The following is a 26875-nucleotide window of genomic DNA, read 5'->3' as shown; positions in this document are numbered from 1 at the left end:
TGAAGCCAAATTTGCAATTACTTAATATAAAACATATCTAACCTTCTACCTTATTTTCTATTGAAAATCTCATTTTCTAATTCTTTATAGATAATCATATCTGATGTGATATAATCTGAGAGGTTTATCTTAAATTTTTCTGCTGCTATTGATCCCGGAATATTACAGCATGATTTGACTATATTAAATTGATCCTTTACTTGATTGTTTATAATGTCTGGAAAGCATGTGTCATATTTTTGTTCATTAAAGGTTAAGCCATTTGCTACGCAATATTTCTTTAAAACTTCCTTATCAAAAAGATAATTTTCTATTTCGAATCGCTTTAAAACTCTATGATTTTCTTTATTATTTTTCAAATATAATTGTCTTCCACCTTCATCAATAGGTTTACCAGAATTCATATCTCTATCTTTAAGTACTAAAATTTCAACGTCAGAAAATACTTTTCCTAATATAGCAATAGCAATGTTTGATCGCTGATCAAGCTCAGTGTTGCCGCCAGAAGATATAAACAGAGCCTCTTGATAGTCTTCTTCAAAAATGTTATTTAAAACTTTTGCGTCCATACCATCCTCTACGTTAGCGCGTGGCTCTGATACCTTTCCTTCGCAATAAATGATTTTTTTGGGTGCAAGTAATCCAGTAAGATCTTCAAGTGCTGTCTGAAAAATTCTCTGCCAATTTTTTCTGGATGGCTTCATTGGCTTGATAGTCTTTATACCATTGAAGTAATCATCCTCAGAAAAATCTAAAATTTGACTTTTTTCTTTTAGTTCATCTTGCAATGCACGTAAAAACCCAATGCTATGTGTGGCTACCCAAAGTTGACAATTATCAGGAATTAGTTTTTCTATTTCTACGAGTAATTTTCTTTGGACTGCTGTATTTAAATGTAGCTCAGGTTCGTCAATACAATAAACTGTTTCATTAAAGAATGGCACCTTCACTACCAGGTCTAACACAATATCGACAACTTCCTTTTCACCAGCAGATAGATTCGCGTAAGGAAAGTTCTTAGCATTACCTTTTTCAAAATATAATTGCCCTTTGCCAGACAGAACATTTCCCAAATTTGAAATTTTAGCATCAATGACCTTGGATAAAATATCATTAACTTTTCCAATTAATTCTTGCTTGATTTGATCACCAGTTTTATTGCCAGAAGCATCGAATTCCGAGTATGCGATTTCAATTAACCGTTTATAATTGTTTACCAATCGACCATCTAAAGCAATAGAACTAGTTGGATCATCTTGTCCGTCTTGTATCTCTGATATCTTTTCAATCTTTGTGACATTTAATTTTGCAGTGAAACGATACGCAGTTCGTATATAAAAACTTTTTCTTTGTAATTCTACTCCACTAGCAGTCTGTATCAAAATTGATCGATTCTTATCATAAGGTTGGGAAATTGTTCCTTCTTCGCTATAAAATAATGATTTAGAAAAAAATGATGCACCTTCATGGTCTCTATACCTGAAATCTTTCAATTTCTCCTCGAAGGCATCAAAAACTGAACTTTTACCACAGCCATTTGGGCCTACGAGCGCTATAATTTTTTTTGGAGATTCTCCTAAATCGATAGTAAGATTATCAAACCTTTTGAATTCTTTTAATTGTATATTTTTTATCCTCATAGTCTAATTTTTGTTAGAATAATATCTAATGTTTGCTTTTTTTGTAGGCCTTTAAATTTACCATCGATTTAATAATCATTAACGTCAACACCTGTACCATTCATGTGAATCTGCCAAACTAGGAAAAATGAGATTAGAATTGATTGACTATTTGACAGTTATTTCTAGAGTTCGTTCGGTTTGAACCCAATTCGTGTCTAGATATTTACATTTAACGCCTTCAGCGGATATCTCAGCATCTTCTATGCATAAAGCAGTATGGGCAGCAGTAACGCCCGCTTTCATTTTGTCGAGATAGGAATTTAAGGTTTTGGCATCTTCTTTTGTGCCGATTATGTGACCCGCTTTGGTGTTCCACAATTCCGGCTCACATTTTCTACTGGCGGACATTTCCACAGGTTTTCCGTCAACGGTAATCCTTAGATAAACAGGAACAGTAACTGTAACCTAGTTTTTTGGTTTCTTCAGGTAGAAGAGCAGGCTGAAATTAGTTTTCATAATCGACTGATTTAAAGATAACAAAGCTAGCCTTGTAGTCTAATCGCATCAAGTCATGCAATGATTTAACTTTATGTAAATCAATAACTTAAATCTTTTTCAGTGAGTATGCCACTCTCTAAAACTACTCACCGAATCACTCAATTTTTTATGCGATTTATTGCATATTTTGGGTTTTCCGGTAAAAGCAAAAACCCTGCAAACATTTGATTTGCAGGGTTTTATTTCTCTTTGATATTGTTTCTTGTGATCCCGCTGGGATTCGAACCCAGGACCACTACATTAAAAGTGTAATGCTCTACCAGCTGAGCTACGGAATCATCTTCTCCCTTTCGAGGCTGCGAAGTTAGGAATTAAATCCATTCTTGCAAAAGGTAAACCCAAAATATTTAATAGAAAGTTAACATTAAATGAATAAATTGAAGTTAAATATTTAGAAATCATCAGGTTAAACACGAATAAAAAAAATCCATATTTCTATCTTTTCCAGCTTACTGATTACAAATTTATAAACCATTAAAAGGAATACGTCTGCTAAGAACTAAAATATTTTTTTATCCGTTCAGACCTCCATATTAAACAAATAAAAATTTAATAATCAACTATTTAAGTCATAATTGTTTTATGAATTCTATACCTATTCAACATTAATATTCCACTTGGTTGTAAGCAGAATAATGATTTTTTTATTTTTATAATTATTTTTCACTTTTAAATACACACTCGTTTTCTCAATGAATATTGAAAATATTTATGGTGAAGATAAATGGGCTGCGCTTGGTGGTTTCTCTCCAATTATTACAGTCTTCAGGTCTTTCCATGCACTTACTCCAGAAATGGAAGACATCATTAACCGCGATACATTCCCTGTACGTTTTGCTAAAAACAAACATATTGCCTCGCCATTAAAATACAACCGCTACATTTTCCTTATTTTAGAAGGAGCAGTACATGGCTACCTTAAAATGGGGAATAAAAAGATTACTACCTGGATTGCTGCAGAAAACGAATTGGCAGGAACCATCAGGAATTTATGGGAAAATGAAAGTTCTGACGAGTATATTGAAACGATAGATCCGGTATTTGCAATTGCCATTCCGCATGAAATGACGAAACTGCTTTACGAAAATTTTCCCATAGCAAACTATGTAGGTAGAAAAATGACCGAAATTTATTTTCAGGGAGCATCTGAAAGAGCCTATATCTGCAGGCTTCCTACCGCGTTAAAACGCTACCAAAGGTTCTTGATTTCTTATCCAAACCTGATTAACCGGGTACCATTAAAGTATGTAGCATCATTTACAGGCATGAGACTCGAAACATTAAGCAGAATCAGGAAAAAAGCACCTACTGAAAAATAATAGTTACGCCAGGTTGCTTATAAAGCACATTCCAGACATGAATCAAACGTTTGTGCAATATTTCTGACCAAAATGATAGCGCATATAATTAGCAGAGGGCTTTTTTTCCAATTAAAATCATATTATAAACCCCATCCATACCTGATACGGCTCAAGCCTGATGCATTTGTTGTGGTTAAAGTAATATTAGTGCCACTTCCGCCGCGGTTCTGGATGCTGTAACTGTCGTTGTCTCTAAGGCCCGGCCAGTATACGCTGGCAACTTTATCATTTCTAAATACATTGGTAGAACCAACTATGTAGGCAATCTCATTGTCACTTCCAACCGGACCTGTGTAATTTTTGCCTGTGGTCATAGCCGCGCCGTACTCTGTAACAACAGTACGACTTGCGTAATTGCCAAAACGGTTTCTCCAGTCGCTCTCCCATGCAGATTGAGATCGGGTAGCCCAAAAAGCATAGTTATGCAAGGACAGCAAACAACCCGAAAAACGGCTATCGGCACCAACACCTGTTACATTTTCCGAATAGCCCGTACCGCCTAATAGAATCCTCCCCTTGCTTACGTTAGGATAACGGGATAACCATTCGGCATAAATAGCTGTTAACTGAGCAAGCGAATAACTGTATGGCTCATTCATGGGTTCGAAATACACATTGGCATTGCTACCATATTTGTCTACCACGGTTTGCCACATGGCCCAAAACTGAGTGGTATTATCAATGGTACCATTGTGGGAAGACGCGCTTTCCCAACAAGCAAGAATTACTTTCATATTTTTGCTCAATGCGCGATCTATTGCACCAGTATAAGCACCCCACCATGCTTCTGCTACACTAGGAGGATTAATGGGTAATCTAACTGTATTTACGCCAGGCATGTTCGTTTGAAAACCCGTTAGAATGGCATTTGCCTTTGCCGATACGGTGGTATAATTATCACCGGCGGTTAATCCTGACGGAATAACCCAGCCATCAACAAAATTGTCACGGCCATCAGCCCAGTTTACTCCTGCAATACCTGCAGCACCTACCGATTCTACACTTGCTTTTTCAGTCTCTGGGGGTTCTGTAACTAACTCTTGTTTTTTACAGCCGATTAAGCATGCGCTTAACATAACAACCATCGTTACAATTGGCGTTTTAATTTTCATAGGTTTTGTAATTAATATTTGGTTAGGTGAGGCGTTAATTCAGAAGAAAATGGAAATGCTATTATTTTAACTCATTTAAAATGGCTTTATCTAAACTGGTTAACGTCTTCTGCCCAGGTTTAAGCAGTTCAAAAACTACAATTTCATTCTTTCCTTTTTTAAGCCATTCTGCTGGCAAATAAATGGTTTGTTGTGGTCCAATACCCCAATATTTACCTAAGTTATGTCCGTTAACCCAAACCAGTCCTTTTCCCCATTTGCGCATATCTAAATAAGTATCAGCAACTTTTGTTAAGTTAATGCTAGCTGATTTGAGCACTGCTGCAGATTGGCTACTTACTTTGGGCTGTATTTTTTGGGTATCTATTTTATCAAATGGCAATGGATACATTTTCCACGATTTAATTTCTTTACCATTAAAAGTTACGTTTTTAGTAATCCCTTTATTATTTTTAAGTAAGTAAGGGCCAAAATTAATCCTCCCCATGTTTTCTACCAAAATATCCAATTGTACATTGCCGGCAGGAAGATTAAGCACTAAACTATCCTGATAAAGCCTTCTGTCTAAAACACCTACAAGTTTTTTATTGATATATACCAATCCATAATCGCGCAACTCGTTGATTTTGATTACACCTTTACGTCCGCCTTTTATTGTGCTGCTGTACAATACAAAACCATAGGGCTGGTTGAGGGCTTCAAAGGTTAGTGGTTGTTCACTTACTTTTGGTTTCCCGATCAGGCTAAAAATATCGGTCGATTTGGTAAATGTAATTACAGGCAATGCCGCTGCTGGCTTAGTACCGGGTACATCTGGAAGTGTTTGGTTTGCAGGCAGATTCTTTTTAATTGCTTCGCGAAAAAGCATGAATTTTGCTGTTGCATTACCCGCTTCATCTAAAGGTGCATCATAATCATAACTACTAATCTGTGGTTCGAAAGCTGTAGAATCATTAAAGTTTGCCCCATTCATAAACCCTCTGGTTGTACCGCCATGAAACATGTACATATTAATAGAAATTCCACCTTTAAGTACAGTATCTAGCTTATTGGCGTAAGTTTTTGGATCTACCTCATGGTGTTTTGTACCCCACCAATCGAACCAGGCCGGATACCATTCTGGCACAAAGTATGGTCCGGAACCATTGTTATATTTCTTGATTAACGTTTTGATCTGAGCTGGATTATCAATACCGTTTACGCCTGGAAGCAAGCCTGCCAAATGCCCTCCTTCTAGTGCCGGAACGGGATCGCAGGTTGAAAGTACGCCATCAAAACCGGCATCTTTAAACAGCTGAGCATTAATTTTCAGGTATTCTTTATCATTCCCATAAGAACCGTATTCGTTTTCAACCTGCACCATTAAGATGTTGCCACCATGGTTAATTTGCAACGGCGCTAAACGTTTACCAATTTCTGTAAGATATTCTTTATATTCTTTTAAATACTGTGCTTCTTTACTCCTCACCTGTAAACCTTTAATATTCTGTAACCAAAATGGATAGCCGCCAAATTCCCATTCGGCACATACATACGGACTAGGGCGAAGCAATACCCATAAACCTTCTTCTTTTGCAATACGCACAAATTCGGCAATATCATTATTACCCGAAAAATCAAACTGATCTTTCTGAGGCTCGTGCACATTCCAAAACACATAAGTACCAATCGTATTTAAGCCCATGGCTTTAGCCATTTTCATTCTGTCGCGCCAGGCTTCTCTAGGTATACGGGGATAATGCATTTCTCCTGAAATGATCTGAAAAGGTTTATTATCGAGCAGAAAAACAGAGTCTGCAAGTTTAAAGGTATGCTTAACCTGTGCAAATGCACTAAAGCTGGCAAAACAAGTAATTAAAATTACTTTAATCATTAAGTGTTTTAGGGTAGGTTTCATTTAAGATGTATTATTATTTAAAAAATCAAAAACATAGTTTTCCTATATCGATTTATAATTGCTTTTCAGCTCAACCAAATAGGATTAAAATTGAGGTGCGTTATTATTTCAATTCAATCAGGCTTAATTACTGAGTACTGTGGTAACAGATTTAGCCGGAATGCGAACATGCTTGGTATTCTGGTATTGTTTATAAGGTGACAAGTTATATTCGGCTGAGGTAACATAGGTCTGCACAGAATTTTGTTTATTACCCTTTACCTCAATATCCAGATCAAGATCGTTTTCTGTAGGGTTAACCACTACTGTTACGAGTTTTTTATTTTGCAGATAAGATGATACATCAACCTGAGGTACATTTGCTCCTAGTGTTTTAACCTGAAGGCGCTTACTACCAGGGCTAACAAAACGACTATAATTACCCAGGGTCCACAACATTTTACTATCATAAACCTGCCCGTCTGTTTTATTTTTGTCGATATAAACCAAGCCATCTTTATAATCGCTGGCTGATATGCCCAGCCACCACTGCCATGAGGTAGCATTAGACAAAACCAGGTCGTGATGGATCAAACGGGCGATAAATAATGCAGGTGCCATACCAAGGTCGCGTTTTTCCCCTTTCATTAAACTATCGCCTAAAATACAATATTCAGACATCCAATACCTTAAACCTTTAATGCTGGCTACGGCATCACCCGTCTTTTTGCGTACTTCAATAAATTTCTGCTCCGGACTTGTTGTAAAATAACTGTGCCCGGAAATAGAATGATCTATGCGCGATAGATTACCGACATAATTGGGTGATGAAGGATTAAAAAACTGATATACCTGGTTTCCTTTTACACTGTTTCCGTTATTGTATAAATAATCAAGCTGGCCAGCCTCTCCTATTTGTATTTTGGTTTTGACCTGATTTTTAACAAAGGCTTCGTTAACAGCTCTGTAAAGTTGAGCAAGTTCGTTATTGTTATAAGGACAGCCCTCCTGGTTGTGTTCATTCCATTTCCATTGCGGCTCATTTGCAGGGCTCAGGTAATTTAGTGCTATTCCGGTTGTTTTTTTTATTCCTTTGATGGTAGCAACAAGATCGGAGGCAAATTCCGGAAGTTTGTCAAAGTTCAGATTGCAATGGCCATCTGTAGAATAGGCTTTCCCATTTTTGGTAAACAATACATGCGGACTGTTTACAAATCCGATAAACTGTTTCACTCCCCGGGTTTTGGCTGCCTTTAAGAACCAGACTTGTCCTGGCATCGCGTTCCAGTTATAAGTACCATCTGGTTGCAAAAAAGCGTATTGGCGACGCCATTCGTCGCCAATATCGCTTTCCTTACCTTGGGCGGCACTGCCACCACCAATACTGAAACGCCACATGTTAAGCCCAATACCAAGGGGTTGCCCCTCTTTTGTGGTTTGAGTGCTAAAAAGCAAATCAGCCATTTTATCCCTTTTCTCTGTAGGCCATAATCCGGCAAACTGACAACTCCAGGCATCAGAAGCACCAAAGCCTTCTATAGTCTGAAAGGTGTTGGCAGGATCAATTTCTATTTTTAGAACGGTTTCTTGTGCAAGCGTTGTTCTGCCACAGAAAAATAAGGCCAGACAGATAAAAAAACGGTTAAGAAGTTGATACGGCTTAATCATGCAAAACTTAATTTCTATTTATTAATAACCAGGGTTTTGCTGCAATTTACCGCCTGAAGCTAAAATCTCGGCTCTAGGTATAGGTAACCAGTAGTGTTTGGTTTCAAACTTACGCCCATCTAAAGCAACCTTTGGTGTGTAAGTAAATCCAGTACTTGTTTTGGTAATAATCATTCCACCAGCAGGTTTATTTTCGGTTACATCAGCAATTTTCCATCTCCTTACATCATAATAACGGTGTTCTTCAAAGGCGAGTTCTACCCTACGTTCGTAACGTACCGCATCTCGCATTTGTGATTGTATAAGTCCAACTGCCAATGCAGGCATATTAACATCTGGCCTTGCCCTTACCATATTGATGGCTTGCCTTGCCGACATTGTTGATCCGGCAGGAACAGCGTCAGGTCCGTAAGCTTCGTTAGCCGCTTCAGCATAGTTAAGCAAAATTTCTGCATATCTGAAATAGATCCATGGCTGAAAACCTGCATTGCCCCAAGGGTTTTGCAATGGATAGGCATCATTCATATATTTTTTAAGGTAATATCCGGTTTTGCTGGTATTCCAGTTATCATTTCCATCTTTACTGTCTTTTCCTCCCGGAATAAAAGTTTCTATATTACGCTCGCGATATGCTGCTCCATTGTATAAAATGGTTGCTGCAAAACGTGGATCACGACCTTTGTAAGGTTCATTGCTATCGTAACCAGACGTAGGATCTGTAATGGCTTTACCGTTGGCCATTTCATAATCATCAACCAGGTTCTGCATCGGCAAATTTCCACCCCAACCACCATAACCGTTTGGTCCGTTTGCAATTTCTAAATGGGTATGGTTGGCATTTTTGGTAAACAACCTTGCAAAAATAACTTCATTGCTTTGGTCAGTTAAAAACAAGTTTGCATATCCGCCAGTATATATTCCATATTTATTTAAAGAAATAACTGCCTGAGCTGCTGTAACAGCAGCCTGCCAGGTACCTGCATTATACAACGGACTTGCCGCATACAAGAGCAGACGCGATTTAAGTGCTAGCGCTGCGCCTTTAGTTGCCCTACCCGTTAGCCAGTTGCTACTATTATCTAATGGTAAATCTGCTGCAGCCTGGTCTAGTTGTGCTGCTACATAATCTATCGATTCTTTAATTGAAGCGCGTTGAAACAAAGCCGGATCCTGCAGATTATCAGAGAGTTCTGTTATCTTATCTCCCATCAAAACGATGCCTCCATAGTTTCTGATCAAATCATGATAACGAAAAGCCCTAATAAATTTAATTTCAGCTACCAATTGTTTTTTATGTGTTGCACTCATTGCAATTTTGGACAGTACTGATAGCGCATAATTACATTCTCTAATACCGCGATAACTCCTGCCCCAATATACACCGGCACTTCCTAAATTTTCAGGTGCCAACTGCCCTCTCTGGATTAACCAGGTAGCATCATCATTATTGTAAACAGATTCATCGGTAAAAGAACTCCACATGCTATATTCAAAACCTCTGCCAAAACCTGGCACAGATCCATCAGCTTCTTTATCCTGTAATCGGGTACCCAGGTACCGGTTGGTTATATAAGCCTCTAATGCTGTTGTATCACTTTCTATGGTAGCGGGCAAAAGGATATCGGTTGGTTCTACGTTTAAAATGTCTTTTTTACAGCCCACCATACTCCCTGAAACAAGGGATAAGCCTAAAAGTGTTATATATATTGATTTGATTTTCATGATGTTTAAAATTTAATATTAGCGCCCAGGTTAATAATGCGTTGCTGCGGATAAAACTGTCCGCTACCGCTGGTTCCTTCAGGATCGTAATCTTTTACTTTAGAAATTGTAAATAAGTTGAAGGCACTCGCATAAATCCTTAATCCGGATACATTGATCCGATCTAAGAAACTGGCTTTAATGTTATACGCAAGTTCTACATTTTTAAGCCTTAAAAATGAGGCATCATTTAACCAAAAAGTATTGTTAAACTGTCCGCCACTGATCGCATTCGAAGAACGGTCAGTAACTCTTGGATAAGTTCCATTCGGGTTTGCGGCGCTAAACCTGTTATCGGCCCAGCTGCTGTAAAAGTTACCAACGCTTCCTGCTTCCGGTAAAACGTACTGACTTACTCTGCCTTGACCAGATACAACGAATGAAAGATCAAAATTTTTGTAAGATGCTCCAAAATTTAAACCGTAAGTAATTTGAGGGGTATTACTATATGGAGATCTTGTTTGATCATCAGCAGTAATTTTACCATCGTTATTATAATCAAAATACTTTAAATCGCCTACTTTAGCTCCACTAACGTGAGGATAAGCATCTAACTCTTGTTGTGTCCTAAATATGCCAATACTGTTGTATAACAGGTTAGTATTTAAAGGCATGCCCGTTTGACGTTGATAATCTAAAGTACCAACCGCTTCATCAATGAAAATTATTTTACTTTTAGCATAAGTTATATTTCCAGAAACATTCCATCGCAGATTCTCGCCATTATGGTTATAACCAACCGTTGCTTCAAAACCATTACTGTTCACCTTCCCAATATTCTCTGAAGGTACCAACGGAGTGTAGTTTGCACTGTTATCATTAAATGGATTTACAATACCTGAAGAACCTGGCAATGAGGCATTACGGGTGGTTAAGATATCAGATCTTTTTTGCTGGAAATAAATGGCCTCAATGCTAAAGTTTTTAAACAAAGTGGCATTAATACCAATATCAAGCTTTTTTGCCACTTCCCAAGTGATGTTTGGGTTGGCAAGCTTTACCAGGTTTACGCCAGGTTGTATGCTTGATGATGCTGCTCCCGGACTTTGGGCTACAAATCCGTTCCCAACCAGTACATAATTATCAAAATACTGGAATCCTTTTACATTATCGTTACCGAGTGCTCCGTAGGATGCCCTGATTTTTAGGTTATCAACAAATTTAACATTCTCACTGAACCATTTTTCTTTTGACATCACCCATCCTGCAGATGCAGAAGGAAAATAGCCAAATCGGTTACCCTCCGGAAATATAGATGATCCATCGATACGTAACTGTCCTTCAAAGAGATATTTATCATCATAACTGTAGGCCAAACGGCTAATTACACTTTTACGGTTATAGTTTGAGCTATAGCCCGAGTTCAGATAATCGGTAGCCGCCGCACCTCCCTGTGAAAGTTCGGGCAAATTGGTAGATAAGAAGTTAAAACGTTGCGCATCGAAATATTCTAAATGGTTTTCGCTCTGTTCGTAACCTACAAAGGCATTGATATCGTGCAGGTTAAAACGACGTACGTAATTTAATTTAATGTTTGAAGTAAGTAAAGATTCGTTTTGCTGTTTTTCTATTAATGTAGCTTTTTGATTATTACCACCTGTAATTACACTATTATAGGTTTTAGACGTAGCATCATATTGGTAAAGCAGATATGGTTTGTTGAAACTTTTGGTAAATACATTAGATTTATCAGCAGAAAAGAAACCATCAACAGAAAGTCCTTCCACGCCAGGAATAATAAAAGTAGCTCTCAAAATACCGTTTAAAACCTGAGTTGGTGATTTACTTGTTCCACCGATATCGGTAACCTGCACCGCAGGGTTGGCATTCTCTATACCTGTTGTAGGCAAACCATTTGGATAATAAGCAGCTACAATAGGTTTTGCCCTATAAATGGATCTAAAAATGTCGCCAGCGGCAATCTGAGGGAACAAACGATTTTCTTGTCTGCCAGATACCGATAAGCCAACTTTAAGGTATTTAGAAACATTGGCATCTATATTCGTACGGAAATTGTATTGATTGTATTTGGTTGTTCCATTTTTGTACAACCCATCCTGAGAAACAGTTCCTAAGGACATGTAATATTTTACATCTTCACTACCACCATTAACCGAAAGGCTATGCTGGCTCTGTAAGGCTGTTTTTTCTAAAGTTTGATCTGCCCAATTGGTATTAGGGTATAATAACGGATCGGAACCATTACGAAATTTTTCGATCTGATCTGCTGTGTAAGATTGATTAAGACCGCCTGCAGGATTGGAATCGAAACTAATTTCGTTCATAATCTGTGCATAGGTTGCGGCATCGGCCATTTTAGGTAACCTCGTTGGCGAGCTAAACCCCTGGTTAAAACTATAACTTACAGTTGGTTTACCGGTTTTTCCTTTTTTCGTAGTCACTAAAATTACGCCATTGGCTGCTCTGTTACCGTAAATAGCGGCAGAGGCATCTTTTAGCACCGATACACTTTCAATATCGTTGGGATCTAAACGCTCAAGTCCACCAATTTGCCCTGGAATTCCATCTACAACAATTAATACATTATTGCTTCCGGTAGTAGCAAGTCCCCTTACTGTAATGGTAGAACCATCAACACCAGGTTCGCCACTGCGGTTATTTACAATTACTCCCGAAAACCTACCTGCCAAAGAGTTTGACAGGTTTGGTTGCGGACTCTTTACCAGGTCGGCTCCCTTTACCTGCGATATTGACCCCGTAAGTGTTGCTTTCTTTTGTGTTCCGTAACCAACCACTACCAACTCGTTTAGTGTTTTGGTATCGGAACCAAGCTGAACATTAATGGTTGTTCTATCGCCAACTGTTTGCTCCTGACTGGTGTAGCCTACATAAGAAAAAACAAGTACGTCTGTAGAGGCTGTAACACTGATACTAAATTTACCTTTTGCATCGGTTTGAACCGCTTTTTCGGTTCCTTTAATTTTAACCGCTACTCCGGGGAACGTAGCTCCGGTTTCGCTTGTTACTGTACCCGTTACCACAATTTCTTTAAGCTTGTTCTTTATCCCTGTTTTAACAGAAACTAAAGATGCCATTGCCGGTAAATTAATGGATACGATAAATAGAAATGCCAGTGTTTTAATTGTAAAGAATTTTGGCAAAAATCCTTTCAGAACTTTTCTTCTCATATTTGTTTGCAAATTAATATTTGGTTAGCAGATCAATTTTATAACCTACCCAACAGAACCCTCTATCGGAATCGCGATTATAGCTGCTTTATAGAAGGCTAAATTAGCGCCAACAAACAACTCCTATGGGGTGCAAACAATCCAAATTTAAGGGGTAAACAGACCGAAAAAAGCTTAAAACAATGCTTTGAGGCTGATTATTTAAAAACAGACGAATGGCTGCTTACTATTTACCTTTTTTAACTGTGGTATTAATATGATTGGAAAACGGCTTCCTGAATTTTTTAATATACTGTGATGGGTTCATGTTAAAGAGTTTGTAAAACTGCTCTCTAAAATATTTGGGGTCGTTTATACCCACCATGTAAGAAGTTTCCTGAATGGTTTTATCGGTATTGATAAAAATTTCGGCCGCTTTTCTTAACCTGATGAAACGGATAAATCCATTTGCCGACTGACCCGAAATGGATTTTATTTTACGGTATAAATTAGATCTCGACATACCCAGGACGGTCGACAGGGTATCGATATTAAAATCAGGATCGGTAAGGTGTTCTTCTACAATGCGGATACAGTTATCTAAAAACTCTTTGTATTCTGCAGAGATCTTGGTATTGTTCGAGTTGAGTGTAATTTCATTATAAAAATACTTTTGCAGGGCATTTTTACTCTTTAATATACTGGCTACCCTTGCTTTTAAAAAGTCCTTATCAAAAGGTTTACTGATATAATCGTCGGCGCCACCTTCTATTCCTTTAAGCTTAACCTCCGGAGCAGAAATGGCAGTAAGTAAAATAATTGGAATATGAGAGATGGAAACATCTTCTTTTATTTTACTGCATAGTTCTATACCTGTTATACCATCCATCATTACATCACAGATTACAATATCGGGTAATAGCTCTTTCGTCATCTCATAACCTTTTTCTCCGTTACTGGCTTCATAAAGGTGATAATCCATTCTAAAAACCTGTTTAAGGTATTCTCTTATTTCAATATTATCATCAATAATAAGCATGCTTTTTAATTCGATGGCCAGCTGGTTATCCACAATTGGTTCTTCAGCAGCCTCTACAACTTTATTAGCGCTAATTTCATCTTCTATCAATTCTTTAAATAATGAAGAATCGGTATCTACCAGTTCCTCATGCAAAATTACCGCATCTGTAAAATGACTTGTCCCTCTTAATAAAGCAATATAAAATGCTGTGCCTTTATTTTCAACGCTGGTATAACTTATCGTTCCACCATGCATTTCAATAAAATTTTTTGCAAGGTATAAACCAATGCCAAAACCACCTTTAGCTGATTTATTTCCCGGATCCTGATAAAATTTTTCGTAGAGTTTTTCTCCTGCAAAGCTGGTAATACCACAGCCTGTATCTTCTACAGCCACCTGTATATTGTCCTGATTACTTTTTACAATCATTTTAACCGTACCGCCTTCGGGCGTAAATTTTATGGCATTTGAAAGGAGATTAAAAAACACAATCTCTATTTTCTCCCTTTCAGCATAAAAAGGGATCGATTCATCGGCGCATATAAACTCAAATACAATATTTTTAGACCGTGCCTGATGCACAAAACACAGAAATACTTCTTTACACAAACTCACCAGGTTTACCGGAGCTACTTTTAATTTTCCGCCATAGGTATCTGCTTTTCTAAACAATAACAGCTGATCTACCAAACTTAAAAGACGTTTGGCATTCCTGTACACAATATTTAAATCAGTGGTATCAACATTATTGTCATTCTTATACAAAAGCTCTTTAACCGGGTTGATAATTAACGTAAGCGGCGTGCGGAACTCGTGCGATACATTGGTAAAAAAGGATAGTTTCTTTTCACTCAACTCCTTTTCTTTTTCACTTTCTACATGGGCCAGTTTAATCTGAAATTTTAAGTTAGATTGGTGCTCACGATATTTAAGATAGGCATAAACAAGGCCAAAGAAAGCCAAACCATAAAAGCCAAAGGCCCACCAGGTACGGTACCAGGGTGGCGTAATAATAATCTGGAGCGAATTTCCTTTCATATTCCAAATGCCATCATTGTTTGATGCCCTTACCCTTAAGGTGTATTTGCCTGGGTTTAAATTGGTATAGGTAACTTTATGTTCGCTACCGCTATAATTCCACTTTTTATCAAAACCTTCGAGAAAGTAAGCATACTGGTTTTTTTCTGAAAGCGTATAGTTCAAAGCCACAAAACCAAAAGAGAGTACACTTTGATCATAAGGCAATGTGATACTTTTCGTCATATAAACAGGCAATTTTAAAGGAGAATCTTCGCCCGGGAGAATCAGTTTATTAAAAACCGAAAAATCAGAAAAGTAAACTGCAGGAGCTTCTTTATTGTATTTAAGTAGTTGTGGATTAAAATAAACGATGCCTTTACTGCCTGCCAGGTAAATTTCCCCTTTTGCATTTTTACAGATGGCCGCATTGGCATACACGCCATCCTTCTCATCGTAATTTTTAACCGTTTTATTTACGGGATCGAAAAGTGAGATGCCCTGCTCGGTAGTAACCCAAAGCTTGCCATTATTATCTTCTACCAGATCGGTAAAAACATTGCTGGCAAAACCGTTTTGTTTTGAATAGATCTCGAAAGTATTTGTTTTAGCAACATATTTATTCAATCCATCGCGGGTGCAGATCCAAACATTTTTGTGCGAATCCAGATACAGGCTATTTACAATGTTATTGCTAATGCCGCCCGTTTTTGAATTATTAATCATGTAATTGCTGAACTTTTTTGTTTTAGGGTTAAAACGGCTGAGGCCACTCCCGTATGTCCCTATCCAGATATTTCCCTGCGCATCTTTTAGAAGGCAGTATAAATGGTTATTACTCAGAGAGCGCAAATTTTTAGGATCGTTATAGTAATGCGTATAAGCTCTAATTTTATCGTTATAGATTTTTAAACCTGCATCTGTAGCTAAATAATATTCGCCATCATTTACCTCTATCAGATCTCTAAAAACATCTTCGTTAAAAAAACTTCCAAGTGCAGAACGATGGTGATGATGTATAAACTTACTCTCCTTTTCGCTATACCGGTCAAATCCATTCTCACTCATTACCCATAACTGACCTTTTAAATCAACAGATAGGTTAATAATATCATTACTGGATAAACTGTTTAAGTCATCGCTGTGCGAAAGCCTGGTAATAACGCGGTTATTTGGATTGTATTTATAAAGGCCCTTGTTGGTACCCAGCCAAAAATTACCGCCTTCACTAACTATTGATTTAATTTCTGCCTGGTTTAAAGGAAGTGAAATAAAATTAAATTTATATTGGTTAAAATCAATTTTAGTGAGTCCGTTTTTACCACAGAGCCATATCATTCCGCTTTTATCACGATATAAACCACCGTTGGCAAAAAATTCGAGCTGATCTATTTTTTCCCATTTATTTAGTTTTGTATTTACCCAGAATATTCCGGTGCTGCCGCCTACCAGTAATTTTTCGGCACCTAAATTTAAAACATTAAATATGGAAGAATTACCTTTTCCCATACCTAGATAAGTGGTAAACTTTTCATTTTTCGGATCAAAGCGGAACAGGTCGCCTTTCCAATAGCATCCAATCCATATCATGCCATTATCATCCAGGCAGAGGGTCCAGATGTCGTTTGGATTTTTTTGGTTCGCGATTTCCTTTTGCATGTAATTGGTAAACCGCTTTGTTTTTTGATCGAATTTATTCAGTCCGGCGCTCCAGTTGCCCAACCATAAATTGCCAGAAGGATCCTCTGCAATAGCATTAACCGATTTTCCTTTTATAGCATACTGATTTTTTGCATCGGGTTGATAAACCTTAAAAGTTTTTGAATTTTTGTTATAAAGGTTAAATCCATCATCGGTACCAATCCACAATTTATTCTTTTTATCGATCAGTAAAGACCAGACTTTATTATTGCTTAGCGAAGTTCTATCGTTTTCTTTATAATAAAAACGTTCAAATTTTTCGGTAACCGGGTCAAACCTGTTTAAACCATTCATGGTACCCACCCAAAAAAAACCATTGCTGTCTTCTACTATAGCATTGATATAATTGTTGGTTAAAGAGGTGCTATCACCAGCAATATTTACATAAACTTTAAAAGAATAACCATCAAACTTACACAGACCATTTTCTGTACCTATCCATACAAAACCTCTTTTATCTTTTAAAGCAACGGTGGTATTTTTAGAAGGTAGACCATCGTTAATGCCATATGTTTTAAGCACATAATGTTCCGGAATAGCAGTTTGATCTACTACCTGAGCATGAACACTGTTGAAAAACAGCCAGGATTGTATAATAAAACCAAATGCTTTAATAAATCTCATCATTAGAAGGGCAAACCGACAGAATAGCTGAAAAAAATCTTTTAGCGGATGTAAAGATACAATTTGCTAAATTATTGTTACACAAAAACCTGTCAATCTGTAGTTCTATTTATCTGAAAAGTCTTTCAGCTTTTGCATTTTTTACCATTAAGTAGTTAAGGAAATTAAGATTTTCATTACTCAGCTCCTGCGATCGTCATCCTGAACTTGTTTCAGGATCTTTATGTTTAGTTTTTTTGCCACGGAAATACAGAATACAAACCTTTTTACCAAATGATAGGCTGCGCGAGATCGTCATTCCCAACTTGATTGGGAATCGTAATGCGCTTTAAGATTCCCGCCTGCGCGGGAATGACGGCCGTGCTAAGGATTCTATCTATGGTAGCTTAGTCGGAGGGCATTTGCGATTTATCAATCTCAAGAAGTCTTCGACTACGCTCAGACTGACAACCACGGTGCTTAACTTAATGATATTGGCCATCAAGCAATTAAAGACAAAAAGATTTTCATAGTTCAAATCCCGCAATCGTCATCATGAACTTATTTCAGGATCTTTCTGTTTAGTTGTTTTGCCACGGAAACACAGATTTGCACGGAATTAAATTTCCCTCTTTGCTTTCAGCTTTAGTCTTTAAGCTTTATCCTTTACTACCATTAAGCAATTAATAAAATTAAGATTTTTATCGTTCAGCTCCCGCAATCGTCCTCCTGAACTTGTTTCAGGATCTTTCTGCTTAGTTTTTTGCCACGGAAACACAGATTTGCACAGAATTAAATTTCCCTCTTTGCTTTCAGCTTTAGTCTTTATTACCATTAAGCAGTTAAGCACATTAAGATTTTTATCGTTCAAATCCTGCAATCGTCATCCTGAACTTGTTTCAGGATCTATCTGGCTTGCATTATTTTTTTGCCACGGAAGCACAGATTTGCAAGGAATTTAGTTTCCCTTTTTGCTTTCCGCTTTAGTCTTTAACCTTTACCCTAAAAATCTGAATAGTCTGTTGGGTAAACAAATTTAGTATCATTTTTAGAAACATTGTGCTGATACTCTGGCATCGCCGATAGCTTCTTCCAATATTCATCTGCCGAGAAAGCTTTCCAGTGCGCATCTCTATCTGCCTTGTTTTCGAAAGTAGTTAAATACATCAGATTAGGCATTCGGCTACCAGCGATTACTTCTCCATAAAATACGGCATTAAAATTTAATCTTTTGAATAAACCGATTTCATCGCCTTTATTAAACATTTGAACTTTATTCTGAAAATATTTCTCCGTAGGCGCTTCGTAACTTCTTAATTCGTACACCCGTTCTTTCATCGGCGATTTTAGATCAGGCAGCATAAAATGGGGTGCGTCTTCAAAGGCTTTTAATACAATTGATTCTAAGCGCTCGAAAGGTGCCTCCGTGTAGACTGCGTCCAGATAGACTTTACCATCAGCGGCATGTTGTTTGTCTTTTGCCAGCTTTTTATCCAGTTCTAAAATTCCATTAAATGATTTTAAAGGAATAAATACATAAACCAGTTTTTCCGTACCTACAGCCTGGTCACTTACAATTGGTTTAAACACACCAACTTTTGCTATTCCACAGCGGTGTAAGGCAGGCAAATATGCTTTTTGCAAATAATCGTCTACCGTTTTTTCCTGCGCATCGGTTTTTAAGTGGTAAATTTTGATCTGATAGAAATCTATCGACGCATTAGCGGCAAATGTGCTGGATAATAACAAAAGTAAAAACAGACAGAATATTTTAATTTTTGGCAACATTTTGGGAGGTCATTATTTTGAACGGAAAAATACTTAAAGTTTTCTGGTAAAACTGAAAATATCTTTTTTAGGCTGACCATTTTTATCCTTTTCTTCCAGCACAACGCTTAATTTATTTTCAGTAATCAATTGATAACTTAACCTCACCGATTGATCTTTCATTTCAAAAACAGCGAGTTTTCCCTTTAAGTTTATCAGCGGAAAAAGTAGTGGTTTTTCTTTTTCTTCCCAGGCAATGCTTCCACGGTTAAAATGCCTCATCTTCATTACAGGCAACCCTTCTTCAAGTTCAATCACAACGAATTCGTAAAATAAAGCTTTTCCATCTTTAACGCACCTAAAGCTGCTCATCATACTTTCGCCGTTCGGCTGGCTCCAAAATTCTTCCAGATCGCCCCATTCACTTTTCTGTACCCAAGTTCCAGACATAAATGCCAAATCATTTACTGCAGCCTTTTTTATTTGTGCAAAAGCCGAAATAGAAAAGAATAAGAAAGCCAAAATCAAAAAGTTATTTTTCATAGCGTAATTTATTACAGCTAAAATAACTAATTATATCCAATTATAGAATGAATGAATCAGCGACCAATTTCCAGTTTGCAATTTACAATTACCAGTTCAGTTGCAATAAACAGTTTGCAGTTACCAATGAATACCTTACTTTGAAATATTCGGGTTTGGAGGTTCGGCATTTAGTAAATGTTTCACAAAAAAATCGCGTTTACGTCTCCGTCCATAAACTCCCCCATCACTGTGTCCCATGCCCGGAATACTTAAAATATCAAAATTTTTATTGGCTTTGATCAATGCATCGGCAAGTCGGTAGGTTGATTCTGGCGGTACATTTTCATCCGCTTCACCAACAATTAGAAATAGATTACCCTGTAATTTACCTGCATTGGTAATGTTAGATTGTTCTCCATAATGTGGTCCTACCGGATAGCCCATCCATTGTTCGTTCCACCATTGTTTGTCGATGCGGTTATCATGACAACCACAGGCAGAAACTGCAGCCTTATAAAACTCAGGATGAGATAATAGTGCACCTGTTGAGCTTTGCCCACCCGCCGAAGTGCCATAAATCCCTACCCGTGAAATATCAGCATTTGGATACTTAACCGCCATGGCTTTCATCCACAATATCCTGTCAGGAAATCCGGAATCGGCTATGTTTTTCCAACATACATCATGAAAAGCTTTAGACCGGTTGGCCGTGCCCATTCCATCAATCTGTACCACAATAAAACCCAATTCGGCAATGCTCTGCATTTCACTGGCTGGCAAGAAACTTTTAGGCACAAAGCTGTCATGAGGACCTGCATAAATATTTTCAATTACAGGATAAGTTTTATTCAGATCCATTTTTGAAGGAAGGCAAACAATACCCCAAATATCGGTTTTTCCATCTCTTCCTTTGGCTACAAATACCTCAGGCAATTTAACGCCTGTAGCCAAATAGGCATCTGTTTTTCCATGTTCTATTTCGTTTAATTTTTTGGTGCTTGCCGTTAACCTTAATTCGCTAACCGGTGGTACATTTACTTGTGAGTAGGTATCGATATAATATTTACGATCAGGAGAAAAGCTGAGGTTATGATTACCTTTTTCTGGTGTGAGGTTTACCAGGCCTTTTCCATCAAACCCGATCCGGTAGTAATGGATAAAGTACGGATCTTCGTCAGCATGCATTCCATTTGCCCGGAACCACACCTGGCGTTTTACGATATCTACACTATCAATATCCCGAACTACATAATTTCCTTTTGTAATTAACTGCTGCTTTCCGGTTAAGGCATTTACCAGATAAAGGTGTTGCCAGCCATCCTGCTCACTCGTCCACAATATTTCGTTTGTTTTAGGCAAGTATCTGGTATAAATACGATTTTCGTAAATGAAGGTTTTGGTTTTCTCGTCGATGATATTTTTGGTTTTTCCTGTTAAAACATCCACTTCTATTACCCTGAAACGCTGATGCCCCCTATCTACTTTCTCATAAGTATAATATCTGCTGTTATTGCCGCGCCAATGCAGTTCCGGTGCGCCAAAAAAATCGATCGGATCAGCATCTACTTTAATGGCAGTTTTTTTCGCTACATTAAAAACATAGGGCTGATAAGCTGTAAAGTCATCACCAGGTTGTGCATATTCTCTCGATTTTAATTCGCCGCGTGTGGTACCTGGAACAGAACTTAATACATAATATACTTTTTTAATTTCTTTGGGATCGATTTTGTAAGCAACAATATTTTTTCCATCGGGAGACCATGCAAATTCGCCGTAAGGTTTATCGGCATTACCATCGGTACTCAACTGGGTTTCAGCCTTTGTTGCTAAATCAATTACAAAAAGGTTGCCGCCGCGGATCAGGATTTCACTTTTGCCATCCGGCGATTTTTTGGATTGGCGGTTTCCCTGCCAGCGCGATCTCCTTTGTTGCAGAGGTCTTTTGGCATTGTAACGATAAATTGTAGTGTCTTTAATGTCAGCTAAACTGTAATCGCCTAAGTTTAATTCATACCATTTATCCTGTATTTTTAATTTTGCCGTATTACCCTGATCGGCGAAATACAATTCGGCAAACTGAAGTTTTAGTGGATTCTGTTTTTTACCGGTAACCTTTTCTAGATTCTGCGCAAGTTTATTGTGATCAAATGCGGCCTGACGTTTACCTGTTGCAGCATCTACATAATAATATTCCCATGTTCTATTAGGAAGATTCTTTTTATACCAAAATGCGGTTCCATCCTTTTTCCAGAAAGGAATAATATCATTATTGGTTGGAATATTACGTAAAGTGGTATCCATTTTCAATGATAACTGATAAGCATCTGCCACTTCAGCAGCATTAGGAGCATATGGCTGCAACCTGACTTGCTGTGCCAGCAATTGAGTGGAAACAAAACTTAATAAGATGAAAACTATTGATTTTTTAGCGGTTGCGTAAATCATCATTACAGATTTTTTTGCGGGTAAATATAATACTGCAGCTTTGCAGGTTGCCTTTAGATTTTGATAAATAACATTAATATTTTAACCATTCACATCAACCGGATCTTTTGATTTCAAATCCTGGCGAACTATATTTCCTTTAATGAGGTAATAAACCGGGATACCGATTAATGTGATGATTAATCCGGGCCAGGTAAATTTGGGTTTAAACATAATCAGCAATATGCAAAAGGCCAGTCCCATAACCATATAGATAATTGGCAGAACAGGGTAACCAAAGGCTTTGTAAGGTCTTTCGGCATCAGGTCGTTTTTTACGAAGGATAAAAATCCCGAAAATGGTGAGCATGTAAAACATCACTACCACAAATGAGATCATATCTAACAGATCGCCATATTTTCCGCTAATACACCATAAACAAGCAAAAATACACTGAATCCAGAGTCCAAATCCGGGAACTGCATTTTTGTTTAGCGTACCCACTTTTTTAAAGAAAAGCCCGTCTTTGGCCATTGAGTAGTATACCCTGGCGCCCGCCATAATTAAACCGTTATTGCAACCGAAGGTTGAAACCATAATCATTAGTGCAATAATGATGGTACCTGCTGTACCGAAAATATGGTTGGCAGCAGAAACCGCCACCCGGTCTTTATCAGCGTAGGCAATATCGTGTAATGAAAGTACACCGGTATACATCACATTGGTAAGGATGTAGAGAACCGTTACCATAATCGTTCCTAGGGCTAAACTCAAACCAATATTGCGTGCAGGATTTTTAATTTCGCCGGCAATAAAGGTAACATTGTGCCAGGAATCGCTACTGAATATCGAACCTACCATCGCGGCAGCAATGGCTCCGAAGGCAGCCAAAGTGGTATAAGAACCAATATTTCCATCGGCAGATAAGGGGCCCAAAACCCACATATTTTCCCAATTGGTTTTCCAGATTCCTTTATCTAAAAAGAAAAGTCCAAAAGCAATCAGGCCAAATAAGCTTAATAATTTGGCCACTGTAAAGGTTGTCTGGATTACTTTACCGCCATTTACCCCCCTACTGTTGATATAAGTGAGTAATATAATTACACCAATGGCCAGCAGTTGTGCCGGTGAGATGGTAAAGAAGCCTAAATCGACGGCAACTAAATCTTCACTTAATGCAGGTATGAGATAAGCGGTGAACTTGGCAAATGCGACACCTACTGCGGCAATAGTTGCAGTTTGGATGACCGTAAAGAAACTCCAGCCATATAAAAAACTGATGAGTGGATTGTATGCTTCCTTTAAATAAATGTACTGTCCGCCTGCTTTTGGAAACATGGCACTTAATTCGCCATAACTTAATGCGGCAGTAAGCGTCATGAAGCCTGTAATTAGCCAAACCACTAACAGCCAGCCAGAGCTGCCTACATTTCGGGTAATATCTGCACTTACAATAAAAATACCCGAGCCAATCATACTTCCGGCAACAAGCATGGTTGCATCCATCAGTTTAAGTGAGGGTTTAAATTGTGTGGTTTCTTTTTCAATCATGTGTTCTTTGCTTGGTGGTTCTAAGGTTGGTTGAGTCTATTTATTTAAGCTGATCGTAAAAATGCCACGAGGTTTTAAAATCGCGTGTTAAGGGCTGATTGGTTAAGGTAGCCCTGATCAATTCTACAGGAATTAAGTTTTCTTTAATCACCGCATCATGAAAATCTTTAAAGCTCATTTTGCCACTATCTACCAGTTCTTTTTTCAGTGCAAAAAGCTGAAGACCACCGGTAAGGTAAGCTACCTGGTACAAAGGGCTATAATCGCCTTTGAAAGATCTGCGTACTTCGCCTTCTGCATTGGCACGTTCGTGCCCTACACGGTCTACCAAGAAATCGACACACTGCTGAGGTGTCCATTTACCGAGGTGAAAGTTCAGTGAAAAAAGAATTCTGGCACAACGGTGCATCCGCCAGAAAAGCATCCCCATTTTTTCTTCAGGCGTTTTGGCAAAACCTTTATCGTAAAGCAGAAGCTCCCAATATAAGGGCCAGCCTTCTACGCTGAAAGGTGTTTTGAAAGGATCGCGATAGCTTTTATAACGGTTATTCATAAAATACTGGTAATGATGGCCAGGTAAGAGTTCGTGCTGAACCGTTCCTCTGGAAAAATAAGGATTATTCCCACGCATACTCATTAACTTATCGTCTTCCTCCATCGAATTTGTTGGATAAGAAATACTGATTTCGCGCCCACCGGTAAAAAATGGATTCACCAATTGGCGTTCGGCCGACATCATGACCATGCCCCAGGTTTCCTCCGCAAGCGCCGGGATAGCGATCAGATCGTTGGCCTTTATAAAATTTAAGGCATCATCCTGCAGTTTTACAATCAACTCTGGCTGTTTACCTAAAGGCACATAGCTGTTTTTGATTTTCTCCTGCGCTTTTTTCCAGTCATTTCCGAAGCCCATAGCCGCTGATGCTTTCAATAGCTCTTGATCGCAAAACTTAAACTCTTTTTCAGCAAGTTTGATCAGCTCTTCTGGTGTATAAGGAATAAGTTCGGCATTTAATTGCCTGATCAGTTCTTCTCTTCCAATAGGATTTCCTTTAATTTCTGATTTATTTGATTTTACGGAAGGAGCAGCATCACCATTATCGTTAAAAAGTTTAGCGTAATTGCTTAAGGCCAAGTCTAACTTTTCGTAAGGTTTAGGTACCCACCAGTTAAAGCCAGGTTCATAATCCATATAAAACTGATAGAAACCCTTTAAACGGTGTTTTAAACTTATAGTTATCGCCGCTGCCATTTTAAGCTGATCGGGTGTTAATATTCCTTTCTTAAAATTTAGACTCAGGACATCAACCTGCTTCGAAATTTCATCTATCTCTGCAGCCAGCAAAGCGCCTTCTTTATAAGTGCCCCTTCTTCTTAATTTTTCGAGTGCATAAATCGCATCGGCAAAGGTAAAATACTTCGACAGGGCTTTATAGTCTGTTTCCTCTTTAGCTAAGAGCCAGACAGAAGATTCGATCTGTTTTTTAAGAAGGATATAATCTACCTTACCGTAAGTACTAAAGGCTTCAAATCTGGCAGATTTTAACTTGTTTAAATAATCGTTATTGATATCCTGCAGGCGTTTTCTTTGCTCCGGACTTTTAAAAGTAGTCATCGGATAAGAATAAGTACCACCTGCGGAATAAGGATAGTAGAAATCATTAATGGCATCAACGTCTCTTTGGTAACATACGATCAGCGTACCCATTTCGCTGGTTTGTTCGTACAAGCTTTCATTTGATGTTTGAGCCAGTACAAAAGTGCCTGATAACAGACTAACCATTAAAAAAATGGCAAAAAAGTTTAATTTGTTTTGCATTTGGTTTGGTTAAAACAGGCAAATAGCATTTGCCTCCACTTGAAAAAATGGTTAGCTTATTTAATAAAAAGAATGTTTTTTTTTGCTTAAGCGCCTATATAGCTTACTCTGCTTACATTATTATAGGTATCGATATATGCTCTCGGCGATTGACCAATAATACTTTTAAATACCCTGTTAAAATTGGTAATACTATTAAAGCCTGCCTTATAAGCCACACCTGAGATACAATCGGCTTTTTCTCCTGATATTAGACTTTTACAGGCATCGTTAATTCTCACTTCATTTAAAAATGAAACGAAAGTATGCCCGGTATGTTTCTTAAAATACCTGCAAAATGCCTGTGGTGTCATAAACGCAGCATTGGCTACATCTTCTAACGAAATTTGATTATTGTAGTTTTCAGTAATGAAGTTAATGATCTTACTCAAACGCATACCTTCATTTTCAGTTACGTTAGAAGAATACATATCTGAGCATAAGGATTCCACGTCTTCATTTAAATCCTGAAAACTGTTAACCAATTTCAGAAAGTTAAACAATACATCAACTCCTGATGCCTCATGAACATTCAACATTTTGGTGATCATGTTTTTGGTGGCAGCAGCGGGAACTTTGAAACCATGTTTGTTTTTAGCTAAAAAACCGCTTGCCATCTTCATTTCTGGAAGATTAAACAAAGCCGCTAGAATACCGTTCGGATTAAAGTAAATGGAACATGCTTTGATTGTTTTATTGCAATCACCAGCGAAATATTCGGGATTACTTTTAAATAAGTGTGGAAGTTTTGCCCCAATTACAAAAATATCGCCCGATCGGAAGGCATGCATATCATTGCCTGCAATTAACGTCCCCTCTCCTTTTTCGATATACGTGATCTGCCATTCATCGTGGCGGTGTAAATATTGATAAAAAAAAGGCAATTCAATATGTTCCGATATCACACTCTTGTCATCGGGAACAAGCATGGTAAATGGTAATACTTTCATGATTCAGTTAGTTCGGTTTGGTTGTTGATTATGAATTGAATGTATGAATATTAACTCAAATAAACCAATAAAACTCAAATAAGGTTAAAATCCTGCTATATTTTGATAATATATGACGGATTTGATGATGAATCAGGTAGCTTGTAAATCACTACACATTTAGTTAACCTACTGTAATGCAAGATTTAAAACGAGTAAATTAAACTAGAATTAACAAAATATACAATGACATCACGTGATTTATAATTACTTTAAGCGTTAACGTTGAAATAATACATTTGATATGCTGGTCTGGATTTGTAATCCAGACCTAAGTATTGTGGATTTTCAATCCACTGGTACAACATTGAATCTAATGATGGACGAGGTTAC

General features: G+C 37.8%; 14 protein-coding genes, 1 tRNA gene and 1 pseudogene. 1 reads left to right on the top strand and 15 read right to left on the bottom strand.

Going from position 1 to position 26875, the window contains the following annotated elements; genetic code table 11:
* Window positions 1-50 precede the first annotated feature (50 nt).
* The 3 genes and pseudogenes from KYH19_RS08375 to KYH19_RS08365 all read right to left on the bottom strand — a co-directional run bounded on the left by KYH19_RS08375 (window position 51) and on the right by KYH19_RS08365 (window position 2458).
* Window positions 51-1640: an AAA family ATPase gene (locus KYH19_RS08375; RefSeq protein ID WP_219078315.1), complete on the bottom strand. Its 1590-nt coding sequence runs from the start codon at window positions 1638-1640 to the stop codon at window positions 51-53.
* Between the two features lie 147 nt (window positions 1641-1787).
* Window positions 1788-2063: pseudogene (locus KYH19_RS24355) on the bottom strand (Arm DNA-binding domain-containing protein); the annotation flags it as partial.
* Window positions 2064-2385: 322 nt separating this feature from the next.
* Window positions 2386-2458, bottom strand: a tRNA-Lys gene (locus tag KYH19_RS08365).
* 414 nt (window positions 2459-2872) lie between these two features.
* Between KYH19_RS08365 and KYH19_RS08360 the strand changes: the two genes are divergently transcribed.
* On the top strand, window positions 2873-3499 hold the full coding sequence (locus KYH19_RS08360) for a Crp/Fnr family transcriptional regulator (protein ID WP_193421990.1): 627 nt from the start codon (window positions 2873-2875) through the stop codon (window positions 3497-3499).
* Window positions 3500-3621: 122 nt separating this feature from the next.
* On the opposite strand, the gene KYH19_RS08355 is transcribed toward KYH19_RS08360, so the two are convergent.
* The 12 genes from KYH19_RS08355 to KYH19_RS08300 all read right to left on the bottom strand — a co-directional run bounded on the left by KYH19_RS08355 (window position 3622) and on the right by KYH19_RS08300 (window position 26503).
* A complete protein-coding gene (locus KYH19_RS08355; protein WP_219078313.1) occupies window positions 3622-4653 on the bottom strand; it encodes a cellulase family glycosylhydrolase in 1032 nt (343 codons plus the stop codon).
* 61 nt (window positions 4654-4714) lie between these two features.
* On the bottom strand, window positions 4715-6550 hold the full coding sequence (locus KYH19_RS08350) for a beta-galactosidase family protein (RefSeq protein WP_255562595.1): 1836 nt from the start codon (window positions 6548-6550) through the stop codon (window positions 4715-4717).
* A 123-nt stretch (window positions 6551-6673) separates the two neighbouring features.
* Window positions 6674-8197 (bottom strand): glycoside hydrolase, encoded by a 1524-nt coding sequence (locus tag KYH19_RS08345; protein WP_219078312.1) that lies wholly within the window; start codon window positions 8195-8197, stop codon window positions 6674-6676.
* 21 nt (window positions 8198-8218) lie between these two features.
* Complete coding sequence (locus KYH19_RS08340; protein ID WP_255562594.1) at window positions 8219-9919, bottom strand: RagB/SusD family nutrient uptake outer membrane protein; 1701 nt, start codon at window positions 9917-9919, stop codon at window positions 8219-8221.
* Window positions 9920-9924: 5 nt separating this feature from the next.
* Window positions 9925-13107 (bottom strand): TonB-dependent receptor, encoded by a 3183-nt coding sequence (locus KYH19_RS08335; protein ID WP_219078311.1) that lies wholly within the window; start codon window positions 13105-13107, stop codon window positions 9925-9927.
* Between the two features lie 226 nt (window positions 13108-13333).
* A complete protein-coding gene (locus tag KYH19_RS08330) occupies window positions 13334-17449 on the bottom strand; it encodes a two-component regulator propeller domain-containing protein (RefSeq protein ID WP_219078310.1) in 4116 nt (1371 codons plus the stop codon).
* A 981-nt stretch (window positions 17450-18430) separates the two neighbouring features.
* A complete protein-coding gene (locus KYH19_RS08325) occupies window positions 18431-19216 on the bottom strand; it encodes an NIPSNAP family protein (RefSeq protein WP_219078309.1) in 786 nt (261 codons plus the stop codon).
* 33 nt (window positions 19217-19249) lie between these two features.
* Window positions 19250-19738, bottom strand: a complete 489-nt coding sequence (locus tag KYH19_RS08320) for a DUF6265 family protein (protein WP_219078308.1) — start codon at window positions 19736-19738, stop codon at window positions 19250-19252.
* A gap of 135 nt (window positions 19739-19873) precedes the next feature.
* The gene (locus KYH19_RS08315; protein ID WP_255562593.1) at window positions 19874-22168 is read right to left on the bottom strand and encodes a S9 family peptidase; all 2295 of its coding nucleotides are present in this window, start codon (window positions 22166-22168) and stop codon (window positions 19874-19876) included.
* 78 nt (window positions 22169-22246) lie between these two features.
* Complete coding sequence (locus tag KYH19_RS08310; RefSeq protein ID WP_219078307.1) at window positions 22247-23695, bottom strand: APC family permease; 1449 nt, start codon at window positions 23693-23695, stop codon at window positions 22247-22249.
* Window positions 23696-23735: 40 nt separating this feature from the next.
* Complete coding sequence (locus KYH19_RS08305; RefSeq protein WP_219078306.1) at window positions 23736-25514, bottom strand: DUF885 family protein; 1779 nt, start codon at window positions 25512-25514, stop codon at window positions 23736-23738.
* Window positions 25515-25600: 86 nt separating this feature from the next.
* Window positions 25601-26503, bottom strand: a complete 903-nt coding sequence (locus KYH19_RS08300) for an AraC family transcriptional regulator (RefSeq protein WP_121287925.1) — start codon at window positions 26501-26503, stop codon at window positions 25601-25603.
* Between the last annotated feature and the right edge of the window lie 372 nt (window positions 26504-26875).

It is taken from the genome of Pedobacter sp. D749 (assembly GCF_019317285.1).
GTDB lineage: Bacteria > Bacteroidota > Bacteroidia > Sphingobacteriales > Sphingobacteriaceae > Pedobacter.
Note: the sequence above shows the minus strand (reverse complement) of the source record. Positions and strands in the feature narration are given on the sequence as shown.